Here is a 24531-nt window from a genome sequence, read left to right on the forward strand (position 1 = left end):
ATTAATTCAGTGTATGATTTATGCTTTCACCATTTTTTTCTGCAACCAATAAAACCCTGCAGCTGAAAGCACACACCCCCCGGCGGTAATCATCCACCATGGGCGAAATCCCAGGTGATCTACTACAAATGCACCGGAAGTAGGAGAAACAATATTGGCAACAGAATAAGATATTGTATATAAAGCGGCGTATTGTCCGCGGTTATGATCTTTGCTGCGTTGTATCCAGAAGCTGTTCATGAAAGGCAGACTAAACATTTCACCGAAGGTGATGATGACCATAAACAGAGAAGCGCAGGCCCATATTGGCGGCATAATGCTCAGGAAGAGATAAGCCAGACAAACCATCAACGCACCGCGAGTAATAAAAATGAGGTTAGGATAACGGCCTTCCAGATGAAAGATCATTACCATTTCTACTACGGCGATCAAGATACCATTGATAGACATATTCAGTCCGATAGCCCATTCCTGCAGGTGTAATACTTCTTTGAAAAACAGCGGTACTATGCTGTTGAACTGGAACAAACAAACTGCGTTGATCATCGCAAAAATTAAAAACCAGATGTAGATTTTATCTGCCCAAACAGATTCCTGATTCTTATTTTTATCGGCATGACTTTTGGCGGGAGCTGGAACAGGCGGCAGGAATACGCGCATGAGAATGGCAGCCAGCATACAGGTAGCACCATCAGCCCAGAAAAGCAGATTATAGCTAAAACTGGCCAGTATACCGCCTATTGCAGGCCCAACAGACCATCCTAAGTTAACGGCTAAACGATTCAGTGCATAAGAACGCGTCCTGTTTTCAGGAGCACTATAGGCTGCAATCGCCACGCTATTGGCAGGTCTGAAGGCATCGCCAACAGAACTCAGTACGAATACACAAGCGCATATTTGCGGGAATGTATGCATCTGACCCAATAAAATGAATAATAATCCGTTAAGGAAAAGACTCCAGAACTGTACCTGATAAAAACCGATACGATCTGAGAGCCATCCGCCAAGCGTAGCACCAACAATGGCGCCTGTTCCGAAACAGGCCATTACAATGCCTGCCTGGCCAATAGAAAAATGCAGATGTTGTGTAAGATAAACCGTCATAAACGGTATCACCATAGTGCCACTACGGTTGATTAACAAAACCAGTGAAAGCCACCAGGTGGCAGGAGCCAGTCCAGAATAGGCGTTACGGTATAACGAGATTGTATGATTAAGCGGTTTCATGAGAGAAACACAAAAATAAAATTAATTCATCAGATATTAGCATAACATAATGCGTAATTCTTAACTTTGAAGCGTTCATAAGTAGCTACCAATGGAGGAAAAAAACGGGAAGAAAAATTTACAGGCCTTAGGTGTAACAATCGGCGTTCATGCGTTACTGTTAGTAGCGCTGTTATTCGCAGGCTTTTCAGCACCTCCTCCCCCTCCTAATCAGGACCTGGGCATGGAAGTAAATCTCGGCACTTCTGATGATGGTATGGGAGAAGTGCAGCCTTTGGACCCTAATCCTCCTGCCGCTGAAGCGCCCGCTCCGGAAGCCTCACAACAACAGGAAGCGGCCAAAGATAATGCAGAGCCTCCACAAGATATCGCTACAGATAATGACGCAGATGCACCGGAAGTAAAGAAACCGGAGAAACCAGTAGTAAAGCCACCTAAAGAGTTGCCTAAAAAACTGGAACCCAAGCCTGAAAAACCAGTAAAAAAACCAAACCCAGCTCCTCCTGTAGAAAAACCTGCACCGCCAGCACCTGCTCCTAAACCTAAAGCAGTATTCGGTGGTGTAGCCAGCAATAACGCACATAGTGGTAACGGAGCCAATGGCTCCAACAATTCTCCTGGTGAAGGTAATACCGGCAAACCTGGAGACAGAGGCCAGATCAACGGAGATCCTAACGCCAAAGGATATACGGGCGGTGGTGGTCTTGGTGGCGGCCGCTCCGACTTTGCATTGAAAGGCAGAAGCCTGGTGGGAAGGCCCAGTGTAACCTACGACAGCAATGAATCCGGCTATGTAGCTATCAATATCAAAGTGGACAGACAAGGAACAGTGATCGCAGCCAATTATACCATGAGCGGCTCTACCATTAGTAATGACCGACTCATTGAAATAGCACGAAAAGCAGCAATGCAATTGAAATATAATGCCAACCCAGATGCACCAGAAGTGCAATTTGGCCCGATTAGATTTTATTTCAAAGCAGAATAAAATAGCAGCATATCTTGTAGCAAAGAACTGTGAGAAAGAGCCTTTATTGAGAAACCGAATCTTGTTATCAAGCTGTAACCTGTTGCAGTCCTTGGAACCAGACCTATGAACCATTGACAGGAATGCGCAGTTTCATGCGCCATAATTCACCGTTATCTTATTTCATTGCCAACAAATGACAACTGTTAGAAAGATCCTATTTGCTGCCGTTATGGCTTCGTCGTGCGGTATAGCTGCATCGGCACAAACTTTTTCCGGATTTCACCAAAGTAATTATGCCGGTGTTTACGGCATACTATCCAACCCCGCCAGCGCCGCTGCTACCAGGTACAAATGGGACCTCAACATCTTCGGCGCCGATGCCAAAGCAGGAAATACCTATATGAAAGTGACCAAAAAAGCCTTATTCAGCAACATGGACTCACTTCATAAAAATCAGGACTACTTCCTCGATACTGCCGCCAGAAGAAGACAGAATGGCTGGGAAATGGCAGAAATAATGATGCCTTCTGTTATGTATTCCATCGATGAAAAACAAACCGTTTCCTTCATCTGGCGCATCCGTAGCAGTAGCAGTGGCGGAAATATACCTACAGAACAAGCTAATTTCTTCGGGAATAATTTCCCAAATTCTGAATATAAAGGCACTTCCTACAATATCCAGCATGCTGCCGTTTCCAGTAACATCTGGCATGAATTCGCACTCAGTTATGCCCGCGTACTACGCAATTCCTATGGTGGCGTCTGGAAAGGTGGTATTACACTTAAATATCTTAGCGGCATAGCCGCAGGTTATGCCGCTGTTGACAATGCACGATTTACTATGAATTCCTCTCGTAGTGGAAGTGTAAGCAGTGGTACCATGCGTTATGGCTATTCAGAAAATATTGAACACTGGGACAAACCATATATCAATAACCTCAAACCCAATGGCAACAGCGGTTTTGGTGCAGATATAGGCGTCATCTACGAATACCGCCCTGATAATGATGGCTTCGGCGATTATGAAGGCGACCACTGGAATCCTGCTTCAGACTCTTACCAATTTCGTATAGGCGTTGCCATTACCGATATTGGACGAATAGGTTATACCAAAGCTCCGTATAATACAGACCTGGCACTTGCTTCAGAAGACATTGACCCCTATAGCCTGGTGTATAGAAAGAACCAAAGTATTAAGCAGTATACCCGACAGTTGAATAATGTATTTACGCCAATACCATCAGATCCGCATTTCAAAATGAGCTTACCTACTATGCTGCATCTTACCGGCGATTATAATATCAACGATAAGTTCTTTGTTGCAGCAAATGCAGACATCTCCCTTAATGCTGGTCCCAACAATATCTACAAAACGTATGGCATGACGCAGGTGATGGTAACACCTCGCTACGACGCTGAATATTTTGGCGCCTATATGCCTATCGTAATTAATCATAACGGCCAGGCAGACATGGGAGCAGGCTTTCGCGTAGGGCCATTGATTCTAGGTTCCTATAGTTTATTTACCAATCTGTTCCGGCATACCATCAATCGCGCAGATGCTTATGTGGCCCTACGTTTCATTCCTTTCGGAAAAAATGATCCAAATGGCGGTGGCATTTTTCATATGCGTAAACGACAGCTACGTTGTCCGGCCAACAGTCAATAAGTAAGGAAGGAATAAAGTGTTGGAAATTGCAAGAATATCTATCTTCGCTTTGAAGATTGAAATACCATGCAAAAATATCAAGAGACACTGGACTTTCTTTATGCACAGCTGCCGATGTTTACCAAAGTTGGAGAAAGCGCCTTTAAGAAAGACCTGGACAATACAATAGCACTTCTCGACATCATCAACAATCCGCATCAGCGGTTCAAATCAATACATGTAGCCGGTACCAATGGGAAAGGTAGCTCCAGTCATATGCTGGCAGCCATTTTTCAACAGGCCGGCTACAAAACAGGTCTCTATACCTCTCCTCACCTGCTCGACTTCAGAGAAAGAATTAAGATAGATGGCAAAATGGTTAGTGAAGCATTCGTGGTCGATTTTACAGAAAAAATGAAGCCCCATATTGCTACTATTCATCCTTCTTTTTTTGAGTTGACTGTAGCAATGGCATTCCAGTACTTTGCAGAAGAACAAGTGGATATTGCCATTATAGAAGTAGGCTTGGGAGGTAGAATAGACAGTACCAACGTTATCACACCGGAAGCCTCACTGATTACCAATATCAGCTATGATCATAAAAATATTTTGGGAGATACGCTTACCCTGATTGCCGGCGAGAAAGCAGGCATTATCAAACCTGGCGTGCCTGCGGTGATCAGCGAAAGGCAAACGGAAACTAAAGCAGTATTCATCGAAAAAGCCGCGGCAGTAAAAGCGCCACTGACCTTTGCAGATGAACGCTGGATGGGATCTGCCACAGGCACCAATATTACCAATACCCACCTGGAACTAACGTTACTGAATATACGTCAGAATGAAACTCATCACTACAAGCTTGACCTGAACGGACAATACCAGGAAAAGAATGTGATGGGTGTATTAACTGTAGCGGGCATCATGCAGGAAAAAGGCTGGAATATCACACAGGAGATCATTACTACTGCATTATCCCGTGTCAAGAAATTAACGGGGCTTCGTGGCCGCTGGGAAGTAGTGAATGAACATCCGCTGACAGTATATGACGTTGGCCATAATGAGGCCGGCATCACAGAAATCATGCAGCAGTTAAGGCATGTCACCTACACGCATCTGCATATTGTTACCGGTTTTGTAAAAGACAAAGAGGTAGATAAAGTATTGCCGTTGTTTCCGTCTACGGCCAGTTACTACTTCAGTAAAGCACAAATCCCTCGTGCACTGGACGAAGTAACCTTAACAGAGATGGCCGCTGCGCATGGGCTGGAAGGCAAAGCCTATCCAACTGTGCAACATGCGTTGCAGGCAGCTAAGCAATATGCGCAGCCAGATGATATGATATTGGTTTGTGGTAGTTGTTTTATAGTGGCAGATGCACTCTAACAGATAATTATTTCATCTGGATACGTCCGAGATGCAATAAAGCATATAACACACATGCTACGTGTAAGCTTTGCAGCAGCTGGTTATCTCTGATCAGTTGCTGCAATTCTTCGATAGACATCAGTACAACCTCGATCTGTTCATTATGGTCCAGCTGTTGTTCCTTCACTTTTTTCCCACCGATAGCCAGGAACATATGGGTCAGGTTATTGGTAGATCCTGGATTTGCAGAAATACTTCCCAGCGATATAATCTCTTCAAAAGCATATCCTGTTTCTTCCAGCAGTTCTCTTTCCATTGCGAATTTCGGATCGGGATCGGTATCATCCATGGTACCTGCGGGGATTTCTATAAGCGTACGTCCCAGCCCGTGCCTGTACTGACGGATCATAATAGCTTGTCCCTCTTCGGTAAGTGCAAGGCCATTTACCCAGTCATTATATTCTAAAACATAGTAAGGGGAAACGGTTTTGCCTTCCGGGGTGAGGCAGATATCTTTTCTTGCAGTCAGCCAGTTGTCTCTATGCAGATATTCTGAAGAAACAATCTTCCATTCCATGTTATTCATTGCCTATCGGTTTTTACTGCCAGTTCATTCGTTCTTTCAGGCTCATGATATGCGCCAGATGGTGCATACTATGCCAGGAATAGAGGGCAGCGAGTTTTGTAAGGTCATTCTCCTCTCCCGATGCGGGGTGGATATATGTACGTTTCCATTGTTCCGGTTGCATATTATCGAAGATGGACACCCATCGGCGATGCAGTGCGTGGAGCAGGGTAATGGATACGTTGATAGGATTGGCCGCAGTGTCAGGCAGTTTTGCCCATTCGGCTTCCTCGTAAGGTTTTATGATGGGTCTCTCTTCTGTCAGCGCCAGTTTGAGTCGGATATATGCGTTCACATGGCTGTCTGCCACATGATGCACCAACTGTGTTACTGTCCAGCCTTCAGGCCTGTAAGGCGTTTCCAGCTGTGCTTCATCAAGGTTTTGCACCGCTATCTCCAGGAGGGAGGGCAGATTTCTAATATCGTTTACGAAGCTTTTTACTTCTTCCTGCGTATAGCTGGCTTTAGACTGAAAGCGCCCGATAGGGTATTTGAGAGATTCCATTGGTGGAGTGAGTTTAGTCTTCTCTGAGTTCTTTGCCGGTCATGTGAATAAATACGTCTTCCAGGTTGGCTTTCTTCACTTCTTTTTTTCTTTCAAAGCCTTGGGAAACGAGTTTATCGATCAGACCATCAGGGGAATCCAGCGCGATGATTTCACCTGCATCTACGATGGCACAACGATCACAAAGGAATTCGGCTTCGTCCATGTAGTGGGTGGTGATGACAACGGTGGTTCCTTGGGCGCGTACTTCCAGGATCAGGTCCCAGAGGCTGCGGCGGGCCTGCGGATCGAGGCCGGTGGTAGGTTCATCCAGGAAGATGATCCTTGGTTTGTTTATGAGTGTAGTGGCGATAGAGAACCTTTGTTTCTGGCCGCCTGACAACTCTTTGTATTTCGATTTGGCTTTATCTTCCAGGTTGAACATTGCCAGTAATTTCAGCGGTTCTACCGGTTGATTGTACAATCCTCCGAACATTTCTATTAGTTCCACAAGGCTGAGGCCTGGATAATAGCCGGAGCTTTGCAGTTGTACGCCGATGATTTTTTTTATATCATTTGGATTTTTGTCGAGATCAAATCCTCCAACATTGACAGTACCACTGGATTTTTCACGGAGTGTTTCAATGATTTCCAGCGTTGTGGATTTACCGGCGCCGTTAGGACCAAGCAGCCCGAAGATTTCACCTTCATACACCTCAAAGCTGATTCCTTTCACAGCAGTAAATTCTCCATAATTCTTCACCAGGTTATTCACCTCGATGATCTTCCTATTTTCCATGGTGCCAAATTATAAATTTATTATCAAAAAAAGGCTGTCTCTAGCGGGTAGAGACAGCCTTTTTATTTTTTCGGCAGTATAAGATTACTGCTTAATAAATACCTGGGTAAAGAAAGTGATACGACCATTTCCTTTGGCGGCGCCGATGCCGATGAGGTTATAGTCGCCCAGCATGTTTTTCCGGTGTCCGGGACTGTTAATCCAGCCCTGTACCACCTGTTCGGCGTCGAGGGTACCGTAGGCAACATTTTCTGCTGCTGCTCCTACTCTGCCCATTTTTTTGGAAATGTACGCAACTCTGTCTTCAAAGCCTTCGTGTCCGAAGCCGGTGCTTCCATCCGCCATATCGCGGCTATGTTGCAATGCTTGCTGGCTGCATAAAGGGTCCAGCTGCAGTGGCTTCAATCCTTTGGAGGCTCTGAATTTGTTTGTGTAATACAAGATTTGCTCCGCTAAAGTACCGCCCGCGTCATTGCCCTGATGACGGGAGGTAGATTTACAGCCTGCGCTCACCTGGAGTGCACTGAAGATAACTACCAACAATGTGAAGATGCTGCGGCTTTTCAATACGTACATAAAGTAATAATGGTTAATAATAAAAAATGATTAATGCGTATAGCACTGACTAAAAAATTGTGCCAAGGTTTATTTTTTTGTGTTTTGGAGAAAAATTTCTGCAAATTGTGGCCATTAAAACGAAAAAGGACCGGTACAAAGTATCGGTCCTTTTCTTTTTTTATTCGGTAGATGTCTAGTGCTTGTTTACGATATCTTTCCAAGTCTCCATCATATTTTTGGAGCCGATAAAGATAGGAATGCGCTGGTGCAACTGGGCTGGCTTCAGCTCCAGCAGGCGTTGACGGCCATTGGCCATAGCTAAACCACCGGCTTTTTCTACGAGGAAAGACATTGGATTACACTCATAGCAGAGGCGCAGGCGGCCAGATTTATATTTTCCGAAGGCAGGATACATAAATATTCCTCCCTGGATCAGCGTACGATGTATTTCCGCTACCATACAACCTACGAAACGGTGACGGTAAATACGGTCGTTCTCATCTCTCGCCATAAAATGATCTATTGAATCGCGTATATTTTTTTCATAAAGATGATAATACCCCATGTTTACGGAGAAGATATCACTTTCCGGAGGGCATTTCAGGTTAGGGTGCGACAAACAGAATTCGCCGATGGAAGGATCCAGGGTAAAGCCCTGTACACTTCTGCGGGTAGCGTAGACCATCATGGTAGAAGAACCGTAGATGATATAGCCCGCGGCAATCTGCTGCGTACCTGGCTGCAGGAAATCTTCCAGGTTACATTCCGTACCATCCGGTGATAAGCGCCGGTATACGGAAAAGATAGTACCTATGGATACATTCACGTCAATATTGCTGGAACCATCGAGGGGGTCCATCAATACCACATATTTAGATTTCATGGAATGTTCATCGGTGAATGCGATGAAGTTTTCATTTTCTTCGGAGGCGACACCACAGCAGTAGATACTGCTTTGAAGAGAGGCGATGAACTGGTCATTCGCAAATTCGTCCAGTTTCTTGACAGATTCGCCCTGAACGTTGGTTTTTCCTGCTTCGCCGAGAATATCGGCAATCCCAGCTTTGTTTACTTCTACGTTTACTCTTTTGGCGGCAAGACCAATATCACGTAAAAGCCCGGACAGCTGCCCGGTTGCACCTGGGTAATTGCGTAATTCCTGGATGGTAAATTCATCCAGAGTCATTACTCTTTGCTTGTGATTCATAACGCTAACGATGATGTTCTTCAGCAAAATTACGCCAATTGAGGTTTATTTTAATGAAACTGTCATTTTACTGTAATCAGATTTTAAAACAATTCTAAACTTGCCGTACTTTGCCAAACAATTTTATCAAAGAAGCAAACTATCATATGAAGGTTTTCAAGTTCGGAGGCGCAAGTTTAGAAAGTGTTGAACGTATTCGCCAGGTAGGGCAAATCGTACAGTCTTTCCCAGAAGACAAACTGTTGATCGTTATTTCAGCAATGGGTAAAACTACAAATGAGCTGGAAAAGGTGGCACAGAACTTCTTTCTTCGTAAGCGGGAAATAGCAGCGCAGCTGCTGTTTAATATCGAGCGCTATCACATGCAGGTGGCGGAAGAAATACTTGGCACCCGCGATAACCCGCTGTTTACACAGCTTCAGCAATTTTTCACTGAGGCGGAATGGACACTGGGCGAAAAACCTATGCGCAACTACGATTATTACTATGATCAGCTGGTAAGTCTGGGCGAATTGCTTAGTACCGCTATTGTGAGTGCCTACTTCAACACGGTAGGTATCCGCAACCATTGGTTGGACGTTAGAGACGTTTTCCGCACAGATGATAATTTCAGAGATGCCAATATCGATTGGGCTGTAACACAGCGCCAGGTCACTGAAAGGGTGCTGCCAATGTTCAGTACCGCCAACATTGTGGTGGCACAGGGCTTTATCGGCAGTACTGACCAAAACGAAAGCGTGACGCTCGGCCGTGAAGGCAGTGACTACTCCGCAGCCGTATTTGCTAATATGCTGGACGCTGAAAGTCAAACCATCTGGAAAGATGTGGAAGGCCTCAAAAATGCCGATCCTAAAATCTTCCCTAATACCGTTAATATTCCTGAAATCAGCTACGGCGAGGTAATTGAAATGGCGTTCTATGGGGCACAGGTGATTCACCCTAAAACCATTAAACCGCTGCAAAACAAACAGATACCACTGTATGTGAAGTGCTTTTTGGATAAAAACCTTCCAGGCACTGTGATCCGTGAAGTAGCAGATGTCAGACAACTGCCACCACTCATCGTGTTGAAAAAAAATCAGGTGTTGCTACATATAACTTCCAAAGACTACTCTTTCATTACGGAAGCTAAGATCAGTGGCATATACGAAATTTTCCACGGACTGAAAATCAAGATCAATCTGATGCAGAATGGTGCAATCAGCTTCTCTTGCTGTATAGACCACAATCCGGAAAAGATAGAGCTTCTGATCAAAACCTTACACAACGATTTTAAAATCAATTATAACGAAGGACTGGAATTACTTACCGTCAGATATTATCAGGATGGCCTGCTGGAAGAATTGAGTAACGGACATTCAGTATTACTGGAGCAACGCTCCCCTGCTACAATACAGCGCCTCTGGAAAAAATAATTTTATCTACTGGATAATATTTCGGACCCCTTGTGCAACTTTTTTCATACCTGTACGTCTTTAGAAAAACGCAGGTATGAAAAAGGTTGTTTTTTTATATAGTTTCTTCATCGTTGGACTCATGGCCGTGGCATGCAGGGGCAATTATTTGTCAGGTCACAGGTCAACCACCGCCCCCGACATTGTGCCTTTTTGTCTGATAAGTGCTAGTAGCTTGAAGGAAACCCAAACTCCCCCATCTGACAATATCACTCATCTTAGAACGGAAACCACAGGAAAAGGTTTGCAGGTATTGTTAAAAAGTATTTTCACAAAAGAAGTTAAATAGCGGGCAATCAGCCCTAGTTTTTGCTAAGAGATTAATAACTACCCGATAGTATGAAAAAGTTTATGATAGCGTTAGGAATGCTTATGCTCCTGATAGTGACCTCCTACGCTCAAAAATCAGCCCCCGGAAACGGAAAAATATCAGTAAAAGTCAGTGATAAAAGCGGGAAACCATTACCATTTGCAAATATCCTGTTACGCAACTCCAAAGATTCTTCACTGGTAAAAGGTGAATTAAGCACCGAAACCGGCATCTGTAATTTCTCTGAAATTGCGAATGGCTCCTACTATATTCAGGCCTCTCAAATGGGCTTCAATACTTTCTATACCAATGCTTTTATTGTAGATGCCAACCATAAAAACATCAATATCGACAGCATATCCCTGGCCCCACTAACCAAGACATTACAGGCAGTAAATGTTACTGCACAAAAACCATATATAGAACATGAACCTGGCAAAACCGTTCTCAACGTAGAAAGCAGCCCTACCGCTGCGGGTAATACTGCCCTGGACCTCATCAAAAAGGCACCTGGCGTACACCTTGACAATAATGAGAACGTTATTCTACAGGGCAAAGCAGTACAGGTAATGATAGATGGCAAGTTGACCTACCTTTCCGGAGACCAGCTGACCAACCTCTTAAAAACTACGCCAGCAGAAAACATTGCACAAATCGAATTGATGTCTACACCTCCTGCTAAATATGATGCTGCAGGTAATGGCGGGATCATCAACATAAAAACTAAGAAAGGAAAAATGAGCGGGATCAATGGCGCTGTTAACGGCACTTATACCCAGTCATATTATCCTTCAGCAAATGGAGGCGGTAACTTCAACTGGCGTACAGAGAAATTCAACCTCTATGGAAATGGTAATATTGGACGCTACAGAAACCATGTAGACCGCGTTTTCCATAGAAACTTTGAAGATAGCATTGGCCCCGCAGAACTTAGACAAGACATCTCTCAGCGCAACAGATTTGAAGACAACAGCTATAAAGTAGGATTGGATTATTTCCTGAATGATAAAAACACCGTGGGTGTATTGGTTAACGGATATAACAATGCTTCCAAATCTACCATCCCGACAACTACCAAACTATACAGGCCTAATATGGCGCCGGATTCTACACTGACCTCTTTCTCCTCAAACAACAATTCATTCAATAATATCGCCGTAAACCTTAACTATAAAGGTCAACTGGATACAAGTGGCAGGGAGATCAGCTTTGATGCAGATTATGCAAAGTTTGGAAACCAAAGGCATATGATCCTGAATGATAGTATGTACAACAATCATTTAGGGGAATTCCGCAACATGAATGGTATACAGAACAATACCAGAACAAATATTACCATTAAGAGTCTGAAAGCCGACCTGGTATGGCCGCTCGACAAACAAAGCAAGCTCGAAGCTGGTGCTAAAGCCTCTTTCGTATCTACAAACAACAAAATGTTATACGATTCTTTGTTGCAGGGAAAATATGTACCGGCACTGACACAGAGCGATGAATTTGATTACCAGGAAGATGTCTACGCAGCATATGGCAGTTACAAAAGAACGATTCAGAAAACCAGTTTCACTGTTGGCGGAAGATTTGAGTATACCCGTTCCCATGGCTATTCTCACACGATGGATAGCGTAGTGGAAAACAATTATCTAAACTTCTTCCCGAACATCAACATTGAACAGAAATTCAATGATAAAAATAAAATCACCGCTGCTTATACCAGAAGAATAGATCGCCCGGACTATGGCCAGCTCAATCCCTTCTTCTGGTACCTGGACAGGTATACTTTCCGCCAGGGAAATCCTTTCCTGAAGCCTCAGTACACCAATAGCTTCGAGTTATCCTATGTGCTGAAGGATAAGTACATTTTTACCCTTGGTTATAGCAGAACCAAAAATATCATGGAAGAATTCCTGCAACAGAATGATAGTACCAAAACTACGCTGAGTAAAGATGTTAACTATCCGCATGCCGATTTCTTTAACCTGGCAGTAACAGTACCAATAGACGTTACGAAATGGTGGCATATGGATAACAATGCTAATGCTGGATATACCTCTTACCTAGTGCAAGCTGGTACCGGACCGCTGGAGACGAGGAGTAATTTTAATTACGGCTTTAATACCACTCAGACAATCAGCCTGCCTAAAGACTATAAGCTAGAAGTAACGGGTTATTACAACTCACCTTTTATCTTCGGTATCTTCACCGGCAAGCCACAATACAATATGAATGTTGGTATCCAGAAAGCTTTCTGGGACAAGCGTGCAACAATAAAATTAAATGCGAATAATCTGTTGCGCAACGAGGTTTTTGAGGGACATGCGAAGTACGGCAACCTGGATATGATGATCAACAATATCTGGCAGTACAAGCAATTCAGTATCTATTTCAGTTATAAATTCGGCAGTAACACCATTAAAGCCGCACGTGACCGGCAAACAGGTACCAGTGCAGAATCTAAGCGCGCTGGTTGATGCTTACACCAAATAGAAAAAGGGTTGGCTGTTTCTGATGCAGCCAACCCTTTTCTTTTTTGGAAAAGTGAGCTGGAAAAAGTTGACTTTGGAGCTACCCTGCTTCGTACAGCCGATAACGTGAAAGCGCCGGATGATTATTGGATCGCGGTTTTCTTAGCCAGCAAATTGTCTTTTCGAAAATGTAATTTTTTGTTAGGTGTAAATTCAAGAGTGACTACCGCTAATGTAGAGTTCAAGGCTGGAGATAATGTGTTTCTGGTCGTCGATGATGTACTTTACTACGTCGCCAATGGAAATAAGTCCGATCAGTTGATGCTTGTTGTCTACAACCGGCAGATGACGGATATGTTTATCTGTCATCATGATCATACAGTCTTCAATTGAATTTTCAGGAGTAACCGTGATTGGATGTTCGGTCATAATCTCGCTGATAAGCGTGTCTTTAGATGCCCTGCCTTTAAGAATGACACGACGGGCATAATCGCGTTCGGAGAAAATACCAAGGAAGTTGCCATTGTGGTCTACCACAGTCAGAGCTCCAACGTTACGATCAACGAGCATCTGAATACCTTCTAATACTGTATTATCCGGTCGAATGGAGTAAACCGCAAGACCCTTGGCTTCCAGGATGTTACGTACTGTTCCCATGGTAAGCCTTTTGATGTTTAAAAAAGAAAAACTGACTCTTACCTAAGATAAGCAATTTCGTTGAGATATAAAAGCAGCAGGCCCCACCTGATGGTGAGGCCTGCTGCTTTTATTTTTGGGTGATATTTTTACAGTGTGCGTACGCCCTGAACGCTGGCAGGTTCCTGCTGCAACAGGTCAAATACTACGATTTCATTGCTTCCTTTTTTCAACCAGGATGCAGGACAATACAGATGCTTCTGTGGTCCTATTTCCCAGTAACGGCCCAGGTTATGACCATTTACCCAAACAATACCTTTTTTGAAGGCTGACATATCGATATAAGTATCATTTGCCTTTGGTAATTCGAAGCTGGCCTTAAAGAACTTACCTTCCCTGCCATCGTTGCCACCATGTTTTGGTTGCAGCTGCTGGATGAATTGCTCATTCATCGGGAGCTTGTATTGATCCCATTGCATAAGGGTCATGCCGTTGAGTACTACTCTGTCGGTAATACCTTTACGGTCGATCATCGCTTCTGCAAAATTGATACGTCCCATGCCTTCTACCAGAATTTCCAGTATTGGATCTTTTACATCAGATTTAGGCAGATCAATAGTTTTCTCTCCCAATCTACGATCCAGTTTACCGACAAATTTTCCGTTGAGGAAAACAGTGGCATAATCATGCAGGTCTCTGATGGTGAGTTTACCGCTTTTATGACCGATCAAGGTCGTCTTATACAGCATGAATCCATAATCCTGCCCCAGGGTCTCAAAAGGCACTGGCTGTGGCGTATGCACAGGCGTAGGCAGTTGGTCCCAAACAGTGGTCATAGGTTGCAATGTCACCGCAGCAAAGGTGGTGGTAGGAATCGCCTTAGGTATGGCAGGTAATTTTTTTCCTTTAGGAAGATAAGAACCGATCAGGTTACGCAGCGCCATATATTTAGCGGTGGTGTCACCTTGTTCATTGATCGGTGCATCGTAATCATAGCTGGTAACATCAGGCTCGTAGCCACCTTTTCCTCCAGAATTGGCGCCGGCCATGTACCCGAAGTTAGTACCACCGTGGATGACGTAAAGGTTGAAAGAACGTTTCGTGTCCATCAGGAATTTCACTTCTTTGGCAATACCATCAATACCTGGTCTTTGCCATTGTTCGCCCCAATGTGTCAGCCAGCCTGGATAAGATTCACTGCTGAAGGAAGGCACATTTGGATTTTGTTTTTTAGCCTGCTCAAAGTCGGCCTCGGAACCGCCAGAATCCAATCCTATTGCTGCTCCCGGCACACCGCCTGCTTCGAGCATAAATGGCGTAGGGCCGTCAGCGGTATAGAAAGGTACATTGATACCATTCTTTACCCACATATCTTTCAACGCATATAAGTATTGCTTATCGTTGCCATAGCTGCCGTATTCATTTTCTACCTGCACCATTACTATAGGGCCGCCATTGGTTACCAATAATGGTTTTATCTCCGCAGACAATGCATCTACGTAACGTTGTACATTCTCAAGATAACGAGGATCTGAGCAACGCACTTTGATATCAGGCGTCTGTAAAAGGTAAGAAGGCAGGCCACCAAATTCCCACTCTGCACAAACATAAGGACCGGGTCTTAACATCACCCACATGCCTTCCTGTTGTGCTATTTTGATGAATTCCGTAATGTTATGATTGGTAGTAGAGAAGTCAAATTTCCCTTTTTCAGTTTCATGATAATTCCAGAAAACGTAAGCTGCTATTGTATTACAGCCCATTGCTTTTGCCATCTGGATACGATGACGCCAGTATTCATGCGGGATACGTGCAGGGTGCATCTCGCCGCTGATGATCTGAAATGGCTTGCCATCCAACAGAAAATCCGTTTTACTTAACTCAAAGGAATGTTTGCCTTGTGCCATAGCACCCTGGCCCATCCAGCAGGACAGTGCCAGCATTCCACTCAGTATCACCTTTTTCATTGTTCTGATATTTTGATCCAATAAGCGTTCAAAATACATTTACTTTTTCAGGTAAAAAAGAAAGCGATAAAAAAATGTCAGTATTTGCATTTTTTTATCGCTTATAGCAAAAGTATATTTAGTGCTGCCCTGTTTCCAACGCAGCACCTCTTCTTAAATATTACCTTTCTTCAGTTCAGATACAGCATGATCACATGCACGTGCAGTGAGTGCCATATAAGTAATTGAAGGGTTCACGCAGGAAGAAGAAGCCATGCAAGCGCCATCGGTAACGAATACGTTTTGCGCGGCATGCACCTGATTGAGACCGTTGAGTACAGAGGTTTTAGGATCACGACCCATGCGCGCGGTACCCATTTCATGGATACAGTGGCCTGGAGGAGGGGCGCCATCGTAACTACCTACATTTTTCAACCCTGCTGCTTCGAGCATTTCGACAGCACTTTGCTGCATATCTTTTCTCATCGCCTTTTCATTCTCCTTAAATTCACAGTCGATGTCGAGTGTTGGCAGTCCGTACTTATCTTTTTTCTCTTTATTGAGTGATACCTTATTCTCGAAGTAAGGCAGATGCTCTCCCCATGAACCGATGCCCATGCTCCATTTGCCGGGAATGCTTTGCGCTTCTTTCAATTCCACGCCGATACCATCCCAACTGGTTCCTCTGCCCCTGCCAGCGCCGCCTTGATAACCGAAGCCACGTACGTAGTCTTTCTGTGTCGTAGCTGCGTTCACGTTACGGAAGCGTGGAATATAAATACCATTTGGACGACGACCAGCATTGTAGTATTGGTCCTGGAAATCTTCTGTATCGCCATATGCACCTACACCAAAGTGATGGTCCATAAGGTTATGGCCAAGCTGTCCGCTGTCGTTACCGAAGCCGTTAGGGAAGCGGTCAGACACGGAATTGAGCATGATAGAAGTGGTACCCAGTGTGGAACCATTGAGGAAGATGATTTTAGCATAATACTCAATGGTTTGTTTTGTGTGGGCATCCATGATTCTTACGCCTGTTGCTTTGGAAGTATCCTTATCATACAATACTTCGAGCACAATAGAATCAGGCCGTAAAGTCATATTACCAGTAGCTGCGGCCGCAGGCAATGTAACACCATTACTGCTGAAATAGCCGGTAAACGGACATCCGCGGGCACAAAGGTTTCTTGACTGGCAAGGACCTCTGTCGTGATGTTTCACTGTTACGTGTGCCACACGACCAATGGTCATGATACGATCAGTGAAATGTTGTTTGATACGGGCTGCCACGTCTTTCTCCAGGCAGTTCATATCCATTGCCGGCATGAAGATACCATCTGGTAATTGTGGCAGTCCTTCGGTCTGTCCACTAACACCGATATAACGCTCTACATACTCATACCAAGGTGCAATATCTTTATAACGGATAGGCCAATCAACGCCATGCCCATCTTTTGCATTGGCTTCAAAATCCAGATCACTCCAGCGGTATACCTGGCGGCCCCACATGAGTGAGCGGCCACCTACATGGTATCCACGCAGCCAGTTGAAAGGTTTCACCTGGTTATATGGGTTTTCCAGATCGTTTACCCAGAACTGTTGAGTACCTTCATCAAAGGCATAACATTGGCTTTGGATAGGATGCTGTTCACGCATCTCGTTGGTATGTTGCAAGTGATGTTTAAACTCCCATGGAGCCATCATTGCAGTAGTATAGTCTTTGATATGCTCAACATTACGACCTCTTTCGAGTACCAATGTTTTGAGGCCTTTTTCACTGAGCTCTTTCGCTGCCCATCCGCCACTGATGCCGGAGCCCACTACGATAGCATCGTAAGTATTCTCTTTCTGCGCTTTTATATTAAGGTTCATTGATAACAGCATTAAGAAGGCCGACTAAAAGTTGCTAACGGCAACGCCACTACGTTTTTTGTAGTGAAACAATCACCTTGCTACTTCCAGTCGGCCTGTGATTAATATGATGGTCAAATCAATCAGAGATTGCCTTTCTTCAGTTCTTTCACGGCGAAATCAGCAGCACGTGCAGTCATTGCCATGTAGGTCAGAGAAGGGTTCACACATGCAGCGGAAGTCATGCTGGCGCCATCTGTAACGAATACGTTCGGAACAGAGTGGATCTGGTTGTTTCCGTTGAGAATAGAAGTTTTAGGATCGCGGCCCATACGAGCGGTACCCATTTCATGGATCGCCATACCTGGCCATGAGCCATTGTCGTAGGTTTTGATGTTTTTCATACCGGCAGCTTCGAGCATTTCGGCAGCATCATTCATCATGTCTACGCGCATTTTTTTCTCGTTCTCTTTAAATTCAACATCGAATTTCAGCACTGGCTGGCCCCATGCATCTTTCACGGAGTGATCCAATGTTACCATGTTATCTTCATAAGGTAAGCATTCTCCGAAGCCACCTAATCCCATTGACCAGGTGCCTGGTTCTACCAGTGAATCTTTGAAGTCTTTACCAACGCCCATTTCAGCGATACCTTTGCTCCAAAGTGCACCACGGCTAGCGCCCCCTTGGTAGCCAAAGCCACGGAGGTAATCACGTTTATCGCTGCCGATGTTGCGGTAACGAGGAATATAGATACCGTTAGCACGGCGACCATAGAAATATTTATCATCATAGCCTTCAGCAGTACCAGAAGCACCTGTGCGGAAGTGGTGGTCCATCAGATATTTACCTAATACACCGCTATCATTTCCTAAACCATTCTGGAAACGGTTAGAAGTAGAGTTCATTAGTACGAAGGTGGTACCTAAGGTAGATCCATTTACGAAGATGATTTTCGCGTAGTATTCCACCATGTCTTTGGAATGTTTGTCGATAACGCGGACACCTGTAGCCTTACCTAATTTTTCATCGTAGATGATAGAGTTTACGATGGAATCAGGACGAAGCGTGAGGTTACCAGTAGCCATCGCAGCAGGCAATGTAGATGACTGGGTGCTGAAGTATGCACCAAATGGACATCCACGGCTGCAGAGGTTACGGAACTGGCATTTTTCGCGGCCTGGCAGTGGTTCTGTGATGTTTGCCACACGCCCCATTGTCATGATACGCCCTTTGAACTTACCTTCAATACTTTTCTTTACATCTGTTTCTACGCAGTTCATTGGCATTGCAGGCATGAACTGACCATCAGGCAGCTGAGGCAGTCCTTCACGGGAACCACTGATACCAGCAAATTTTTCAACGTAATCATACCAAGGCGCTAAATCTTTATAACGAATAGGCCAATCAACGGCGATACCGTCTTTCAGGTTAGCTTCGAAATCGATATCACTCCAGCGGTAAGACTGGCGGCCCCACATAATGGACTTACCACCAACGATATCCGGACGATACCAATCGAAACGTTTTACTTCATTATAAGGAGACTGAGAATCGTTGATCCAATATTTTTCGTTGTGTTCACTGTAAGGATAGTCACGACTCAGTTTAGGATGTGTTTCGCGCTGATCTACTGTCAGGCGGCCACGGTGCGGGAATTCCCATGGATCTTTGGTAGCGGTATCGTAATCTTTTACGTGTTCCAGTTGTTTACCACGATCCAGCATTAATACCTTCAAACCTTTTTCTGTCAGTTCCTTGGCAGCCCAACCACCACTCACACCGGAACCGATCACAATAGCATCATATGTATTTTGCGCCTGTGCTTTTGTATTTAAATTCATTTTCAACAATTTAAGAAGACAAGAAAGTTTCAGTGGTCAGAACCCAACCAAACTGAAAGTCAGCAATAGATTCCTAAATATATTCAGGATCAGGTAGCCCAGGCTTTGTCACCTTTTTTGTAAGGGATGCAACCGTCGTAGTGGCCAGGAACGGCAACATAGCGAAGCGCTTTAGTAGCACCGGGTTCGGAGGTAAAATAGCCCAGCATCGTCAGTTCTTTCATAAACTGGAAGTAGTGTGCTTTATCACCTTCTTTCTTGTTTTCACGTTTGTTGTAAGCAACGCGTTCCTTATCGATTTCGGTAAGTACTTCTGTGCGTTGTTCAGGAGTCAGGTCAAGAAATGCCTTTTTGAATTTCTTGTTGCTGGCTTCATCAATTTTTGTCAGCCCCTCCAGGAAGAGTGCCTGATCTTCTTTCTTGTAACAATCATTCATCATGGTGATGATGAATTCGTCTACCTTGCCGGCTTTCGCGCCTGGCGTGTCGGTGGCAGGAATAATGGTTTCCGCGACCTCAGCCACCATGGTTTTCGTTTGTGGCTTGGTGAGATCATAATTTTTAGGAGCGGAGCCTGTACAACCTTCTAAGGCTGATAACGTGGAAGCGGAAATGGCAGTCCCCAACAAAATCGCCACATTCCTTATTGCGTCTCTTCTGTGCATAAGTAAATATTGATTTGACCGACTGGTAAGTTTGAAAAAAAATATTTAATATCCAAATTAACATGGATAAACGCATGTAATTGGTTATAAAAGCGAAAAGGCCTGGCTGAAACAGCCAGACCTTTTCGCAAATAATATTATTATACAGTGCTTACATTACGTATTTGCCTTTGTCATCGATCATTACCACCGGTAATTTGTGGTGCTTCTCGAAATATTCATAAGCAGTTCTCAGGTCAGCCCAGAACGGACGACTGATAGAATCTGCAACCGGGAAATTACCCAGGTATTCTACAGAACGGTAATTGCTGAATTTAACAGGGAATACATGAACAGGAATGAAGTCCTGTCCAGCATTTTTAGCATTGACCGCGAGTATATATACTTCGTCGATAAATTCATCCGTTAACGGAATACAACCTACGGTAATGCAGTTACCATGTATGTATATTTCGTTTCCTGGCTTTTTAGGATCGCTCAGGATACGGTCTGAGAAGTTAGGATAATTTATACCCAGCGACAGATGATAGTTGCTGTTTGGGTTGAAATCATTGATATAATAGAACCCTTCTGGCACCTGTCGGTCGCCTTCTCTTCTTTTGGGCCCCATCTTCCCGGATAAAGTACATACCCTATAAGATTTGAACAGACGGAAAGTATCCTGGGGATTGTTTTTCACCCAGATTTCCATTTCACTGTCGAGCTTGAAAGAGCGTATAAATATATACCTGGCCGGATATGCCAGGCCTTTCTTTTCAAATTCCTTTCTGAGCAATTCTTCTTTCTGACGATATGCCTCTCCTACTTTAGGATACATTTTCTGGTTTTCAAGAAAAGATTGCTGGGCAAACAAAGTGCCCCCTGCCAACAACATCAGTGCGAGTATAAGTAGTCGCTTCATACCAGATCAACAAAAAATTTTAAGTTATGCCAGATTAATATACGCAAGAAAAAACAAAAACAGGGCTAATAATGAATATACCACTAAGGCTACTTTTTTATTCATAAACCTTAAAATATAGTGTTTACTACCCTGATAAATCAGAATGGCTGTAAAAGCCTGAAAAATCCCACCTAACAGAAACAAAATACCGAACAGCGTTTGAATGCTCATAGACAACGAAACAATTACTCTAAATATTGTTGTAAAGTTAAGTTATTGTCCGGGTTATTACAACCTTGTCCACTCCAATTTAACAGTTGCCGGATCAAGATCGGAAGTTTGGGTTGCCTTTACCGGGAATTTACCTGCATTATACGTGTATACAAAGGTGTTGGTTACAGCCCTGGAAGAGTTCATGCTGGTAAGGGTTTCAGCCACTACATTGTTGGCAGAGAACTGTGCCGGGCGGAAGTCTGTCAGGTATATCAGATCTGACTGTTGCTGTGGATTATTCTTGTTATCATAACGGTAACTGATAGCCGAAAGTGCAATAAACTTTGAGAACCCTGGCTGTTTTCCAAAATTATCCTGGCGGATTACATTCCCGTTTTCCCAGGTCCAGGCCTGGTAGCCACTGTTTTCAAAGGTATTTTTTGCCGGCTGTTTCGTGTACATGTAACGGGTAGAAAGCTGTCCGGCCTGATTATATGCCAAAGAATCCCATGCATATACGGCATTTGCATGGTAATAGCTGATTTTGATCACCCTACCAGCTTCGTTGTATTCCATGGAAGTATTCAGGTCTGCAGGAGTGGCTGCCGGGTTGTCGCCGGAAAGTGTTTTGATAATGCGGCCGTTCTCATACACTGGTACAATCACTTCCTGGTAGTCGGCGCTTTCACCTTTATGCAATACAGTTAGTTTGCTGATGGTGCGGTCGGTATTATAAGAAATGACCGTCTGACCCAGAGGTGAGGAAACTTTTTGCAGATAAGTAGGTTCTGGCTCACCGGCTTTGGCAACAGCAGTTGTCAGCACACAGGCGGACAACAAAAGGACATGGCTTACCCTACGGGCAATCGTTGTGTTGTGCATAGGTTATAATTATTAATTATATAACGGTTAATAGATCTCTAAAGTAATATGGTCTTCTTCTAAATGATGAGTAACGCCTACAGACAAAACTATGGGCATAATAGATACGAGTGAATCTACTGCACGGATTTGACATAACAAAAAATACACATTAATTTTTTGTTACTATGAAAATTACAGGTAAGGACTGCTATTTAAATGCAGTGAATTTTATTCCAGCACGGGCCCGAATTGCTCGGCAGGTGGTGGTGAGCCCTGCATAAAAGCCCTCGGCGACTGCCCCGTAAAGGCCTTGAAGTCTTTTACCAGGTGCATTTGATCAAAGTAACCGCAAGTATGCGCGATAGTAGTCCAGTTGATATCCGCGTCAGACATCTTCATACCCATGGCTTTCATAAACCTGGACACCCGGGCATATAATTTGGGAGGCATACCCACCTGCGCCAGAAAGTGCTGTTCCAGGGCACGCAGGCTCATATTAACACTGGCAGCCAGCTGCTTTACATTCAAGGCTTCCGGACAGGCACTAATAGCCAGTGCCGCCGCAGTGATTCTATCTCCAGTGCCGGTAGCGGTATTACGGATTAGCTTGCCAAGAAAAAAAGCATCAGCGACAGCTTTCATTTGCTGAAGATTTGCTGCTTCCTCCAGCTGTTCCTGAAGGAAACTCACCTCCTTCCCTATCACATCATCGCTATGTACAAGGGTATCGCTCAGTAACTGCATAGGGACATTGAAAATCCGATAAAATCCATTGGCCTTGAGGTTAACTGAAAAGAAACTATAACGGCCATTATAGGTTTGATACCCCTGGAAACGACTAGGAATGCAAAGCAGTTGCCTTTCTTTAGTATTAATGGAGGAAGTACCTTTACTCGTAGCATATAATAAAGGCGTTTTTGCAAGCCAGAAGGTCATAAATGACTGATCAATAGCATGAATAGCCTTTACCAGATCTGTACCATTGGTATCTATTTCCCGCAGACAATAACTACTGATAAAATCACGCAGGGGTAGTGCCGGGAGTGCTTCAGTTGTGAGTACCATAGCAGGGCGGAAATTGGGGATTACAACTTCTTCTGCAAAGCTATTTAAATTCGGTTATGTTGTCAGTCATCCCTGCGTTATTTTACTATTTTCTAAATAAAAACAGCTACCATGGCTTGTTTCTAAAGCTTTGCGATTTTTTACTATTATTTCTGCCTAAAACTAATATCCGAGTAACCGATATAGGCAAACAAAAAAGATCCGCCCCGGAAATTCCCGAAGCGGACCAGCAGGTAGACCTTGTTGTTGTTTTGAAGTATGATTTACAGGTTTCCTCTCAGCGCCTGCTCTCTTTCGATAGATTCGAACAAGGCTTTGAAATTACCTTTACCAAATGATTGCGCACCTTTACGCTGAATAATTTCGAAGAATACAGTAGGACGATCCTGTACTGGTTTGGTGAAGATCTGCAGCAGATACCCTTCATCATCACGATCTACCAGGATGCCCAGTTGCTGCAGTGGAGCAATTTCTTCATCTATCTTACCTACTCTTTCCAGCAATGTTTCATAGTAGGAAGAAGGAACAGTAAGGAATTCCACACCGCGCGCCTGCAGCTCAGCTACGGTTTTAACGATATCATTGGTAGCAATAGCCACGTGTTGTACACCAGGACCACCATAGAAATCCAGGTACTCTTCGATCTGTGATTTCTTTTTACCTTCTGCCGGCTCATTGATTGGGAATTTCACACGACCGTTACCGTTACTCATTACTTTACTCATGAGTGCAGAATATTCTGTAGAGATATCCTTATCATCGAACGACAACAGGTTGCGGAAGCCCATTACCTGTTCGTAGAAATCTACCCAAGTATTCATTTCGTTCCAACCTACGTTACCAACACAATGATCTACATATAACAAACCAGTATCGGTTGGGTTATAAACGGTTTTCCATTCGCGATAGCCTGGCATGAAAGCACCATTGTAATTCTTACGTTCTACAAAAATATGAACAGTATCGCCGTACGTATGAATACCACTACGTACTACTTCACCGAATTCATCTTTTTCAACGGTTGGCTCCATGTAAGATTTAGCGCCACGCTTAATCGTTTCTTCATAGGCAGAACGCGCATCATCCACCCAAAGGGCCAGCACTTTAATACCATCGCCATGTACGTTGATATGTTCAGCAATTGGACTATCCGGATGTAACGGAGAAGTAAGAACAAAGCGAAGTTTATTTTGTGTCAGCACATAAGAAACGCGGTCTCTTACACCAGTTTCAGGGCCTGCATAAGCGGCAGACTGAAAACCGAAAGCTGTTTTATAATAGTTGGCAGCCTGTTTTGCATTTCCTACATAAAACTCAACATAGTCAGTTCCATTCAACGGTAAAAAGTCTTGCTGACCTGTGGTTGTAGCTGTATTCCTGGTAGCTGTTTCCATAACATTCAATTAATTGGTTTAAAGATTTTGTTGTAACAAGATTGGTATTTGATTACAGGAA

At 44.0% G+C, this 24531-nt stretch carries 20 protein-coding genes; 5 read left to right on the plus strand and 15 right to left on the minus strand.

The features are described from left to right. Nucleotides 1-18: 18 nt before the first annotated feature. Nucleotides 19-1227, minus strand: a complete 1209-nt coding sequence (locus ACE38W_RS18730) for an MDR family MFS transporter (protein ID WP_375833130.1) — start codon at nt 1225-1227, stop codon at nt 19-21. 91 nt (nt 1228-1318) lie between these two features. On the opposite strand from ACE38W_RS18730, the gene ACE38W_RS18735 reads away from it, so the two are divergent. The 3 genes from ACE38W_RS18735 to ACE38W_RS18745 all read left to right on the plus strand — a co-directional run bounded on the left by ACE38W_RS18735 (nt 1319) and on the right by ACE38W_RS18745 (nt 5228). Next, a complete protein-coding gene (locus ACE38W_RS18735) occupies nt 1319-2215 on the plus strand; it encodes a hypothetical protein (protein WP_375833133.1) in 897 nt (298 codons plus the stop codon). Nucleotides 2216-2390: 175 nt separating this feature from the next. Beyond that, entirely contained in the window at nt 2391-3866 is a 1476-nt protein-coding gene (locus ACE38W_RS18740) for a DUF5723 family protein (protein WP_375833136.1), read from the plus strand. A 66-nt stretch (nt 3867-3932) separates the two neighbouring features. After that, nucleotides 3933-5228: a bifunctional folylpolyglutamate synthase/dihydrofolate synthase gene (locus ACE38W_RS18745; protein ID WP_375833139.1), complete on the plus strand. Its 1296-nt coding sequence runs from the start codon at nt 3933-3935 to the stop codon at nt 5226-5228. Nucleotides 5229-5235: 7 nt separating this feature from the next. Here ACE38W_RS18745 and ACE38W_RS18750 read toward each other — a convergent pair whose 3' ends face one another. The 5 genes from ACE38W_RS18750 to fbp all read right to left on the minus strand — a co-directional run bounded on the left by ACE38W_RS18750 (nt 5236) and on the right by fbp (nt 8883). After that, on the minus strand, nt 5236-5796 hold the full coding sequence (locus ACE38W_RS18750; RefSeq protein WP_375833141.1) for an NUDIX hydrolase: 561 nt from the start codon (nt 5794-5796) through the stop codon (nt 5236-5238). 13 nt (nt 5797-5809) lie between these two features. Then, a complete protein-coding gene (locus ACE38W_RS18755) occupies nt 5810-6340 on the minus strand; it encodes a YfiT family bacillithiol transferase (protein ID WP_375833144.1) in 531 nt (176 codons plus the stop codon). 13 nt (nt 6341-6353) lie between these two features. Then, nucleotides 6354-7118, minus strand: a complete 765-nt coding sequence (locus ACE38W_RS18760) for an ABC transporter ATP-binding protein (protein WP_375833147.1) — start codon at nt 7116-7118, stop codon at nt 6354-6356. 84 nt (nt 7119-7202) lie between these two features. Continuing rightward, nucleotides 7203-7694 carry a CAP domain-containing protein gene (locus ACE38W_RS18765; RefSeq protein WP_375833150.1) on the minus strand — a complete coding sequence of 164 codons (492 nt, stop codon included), beginning with the start codon at nt 7692-7694 and terminating at the stop codon, nt 7203-7205. 175 nt (nt 7695-7869) lie between these two features. Further along, nucleotides 7870-8883 (minus strand): class 1 fructose-bisphosphatase, encoded by a 1014-nt coding sequence (gene fbp, locus ACE38W_RS18770; RefSeq protein WP_375833152.1) that lies wholly within the window; start codon nt 8881-8883, stop codon nt 7870-7872. 146 nt (nt 8884-9029) lie between these two features. Between fbp and ACE38W_RS18775 the strand changes: the two genes are divergently transcribed. Further along, nucleotides 9030-10298 (plus strand): aspartate kinase, encoded by a 1269-nt coding sequence (locus tag ACE38W_RS18775; RefSeq protein WP_375833155.1) that lies wholly within the window; start codon nt 9030-9032, stop codon nt 10296-10298. A gap of 378 nt (nt 10299-10676) precedes the next feature. Next, entirely contained in the window at nt 10677-13115 is a 2439-nt protein-coding gene (locus ACE38W_RS18780) for a TonB-dependent receptor domain-containing protein (RefSeq protein ID WP_375833157.1), read from the plus strand. Between the two features lie 207 nt (nt 13116-13322). On the opposite strand, the gene ACE38W_RS18785 is transcribed toward ACE38W_RS18780, so the two are convergent. The 9 genes from ACE38W_RS18785 to hppD all read right to left on the minus strand — a co-directional run bounded on the left by ACE38W_RS18785 (nt 13323) and on the right by hppD (nt 24470). After that, nucleotides 13323-13766: a CBS domain-containing protein gene (locus tag ACE38W_RS18785; RefSeq protein WP_375833160.1), complete on the minus strand. Its 444-nt coding sequence runs from the start codon at nt 13764-13766 to the stop codon at nt 13323-13325. Nucleotides 13767-13894: 128 nt separating this feature from the next. Then, nucleotides 13895-15712, minus strand: coding sequence for a beta-galactosidase family protein (locus tag ACE38W_RS18790; RefSeq protein WP_375833162.1), 1818 nt, complete (start codon nt 15710-15712; stop codon nt 13895-13897). Nucleotides 15713-15865: 153 nt separating this feature from the next. Then, nucleotides 15866-17563: a GMC oxidoreductase gene (locus ACE38W_RS18795; protein WP_375833164.1), complete on the minus strand. Its 1698-nt coding sequence runs from the start codon at nt 17561-17563 to the stop codon at nt 15866-15868. Nucleotides 17564-17685: 122 nt separating this feature from the next. Beyond that, nucleotides 17686-19386 (minus strand): GMC oxidoreductase, encoded by a 1701-nt coding sequence (locus ACE38W_RS18800; protein ID WP_375833166.1) that lies wholly within the window; start codon nt 19384-19386, stop codon nt 17686-17688. Between the two features lie 89 nt (nt 19387-19475). Further along, the gene (locus ACE38W_RS18805) at nt 19476-20051 is read right to left on the minus strand and encodes a gluconate 2-dehydrogenase subunit 3 family protein (protein ID WP_375833169.1); all 576 of its coding nucleotides are present in this window, start codon (nt 20049-20051) and stop codon (nt 19476-19478) included. A 151-nt stretch (nt 20052-20202) separates the two neighbouring features. Continuing rightward, nucleotides 20203-20952 (minus strand): murein L,D-transpeptidase family protein, encoded by a 750-nt coding sequence (locus tag ACE38W_RS18810; RefSeq protein WP_375833172.1) that lies wholly within the window; start codon nt 20950-20952, stop codon nt 20203-20205. A gap of 270 nt (nt 20953-21222) precedes the next feature. Next, entirely contained in the window at nt 21223-22029 is an 807-nt protein-coding gene (locus ACE38W_RS18815; RefSeq protein WP_375833175.1) for a hypothetical protein, read from the minus strand. Between the two features lie 210 nt (nt 22030-22239). Then, a complete protein-coding gene (locus ACE38W_RS18820) occupies nt 22240-23076 on the minus strand; it encodes a helix-turn-helix domain-containing protein (protein WP_375833177.1) in 837 nt (278 codons plus the stop codon). Between the two features lie 263 nt (nt 23077-23339). Further along, nucleotides 23340-24470 carry a 4-hydroxyphenylpyruvate dioxygenase gene (hppD, locus tag ACE38W_RS18825; RefSeq protein WP_375833179.1) on the minus strand — a complete coding sequence of 377 codons (1131 nt, stop codon included), beginning with the start codon at nt 24468-24470 and terminating at the stop codon, nt 23340-23342. Nucleotides 24471-24531 lie beyond the last annotated feature (61 nt).

This window comes from Chitinophaga sp. Hz27 (assembly GCF_042263525.1).
Taxonomy (GTDB): Bacteria; Bacteroidota; Bacteroidia; order Chitinophagales; family Chitinophagaceae; genus Chitinophaga.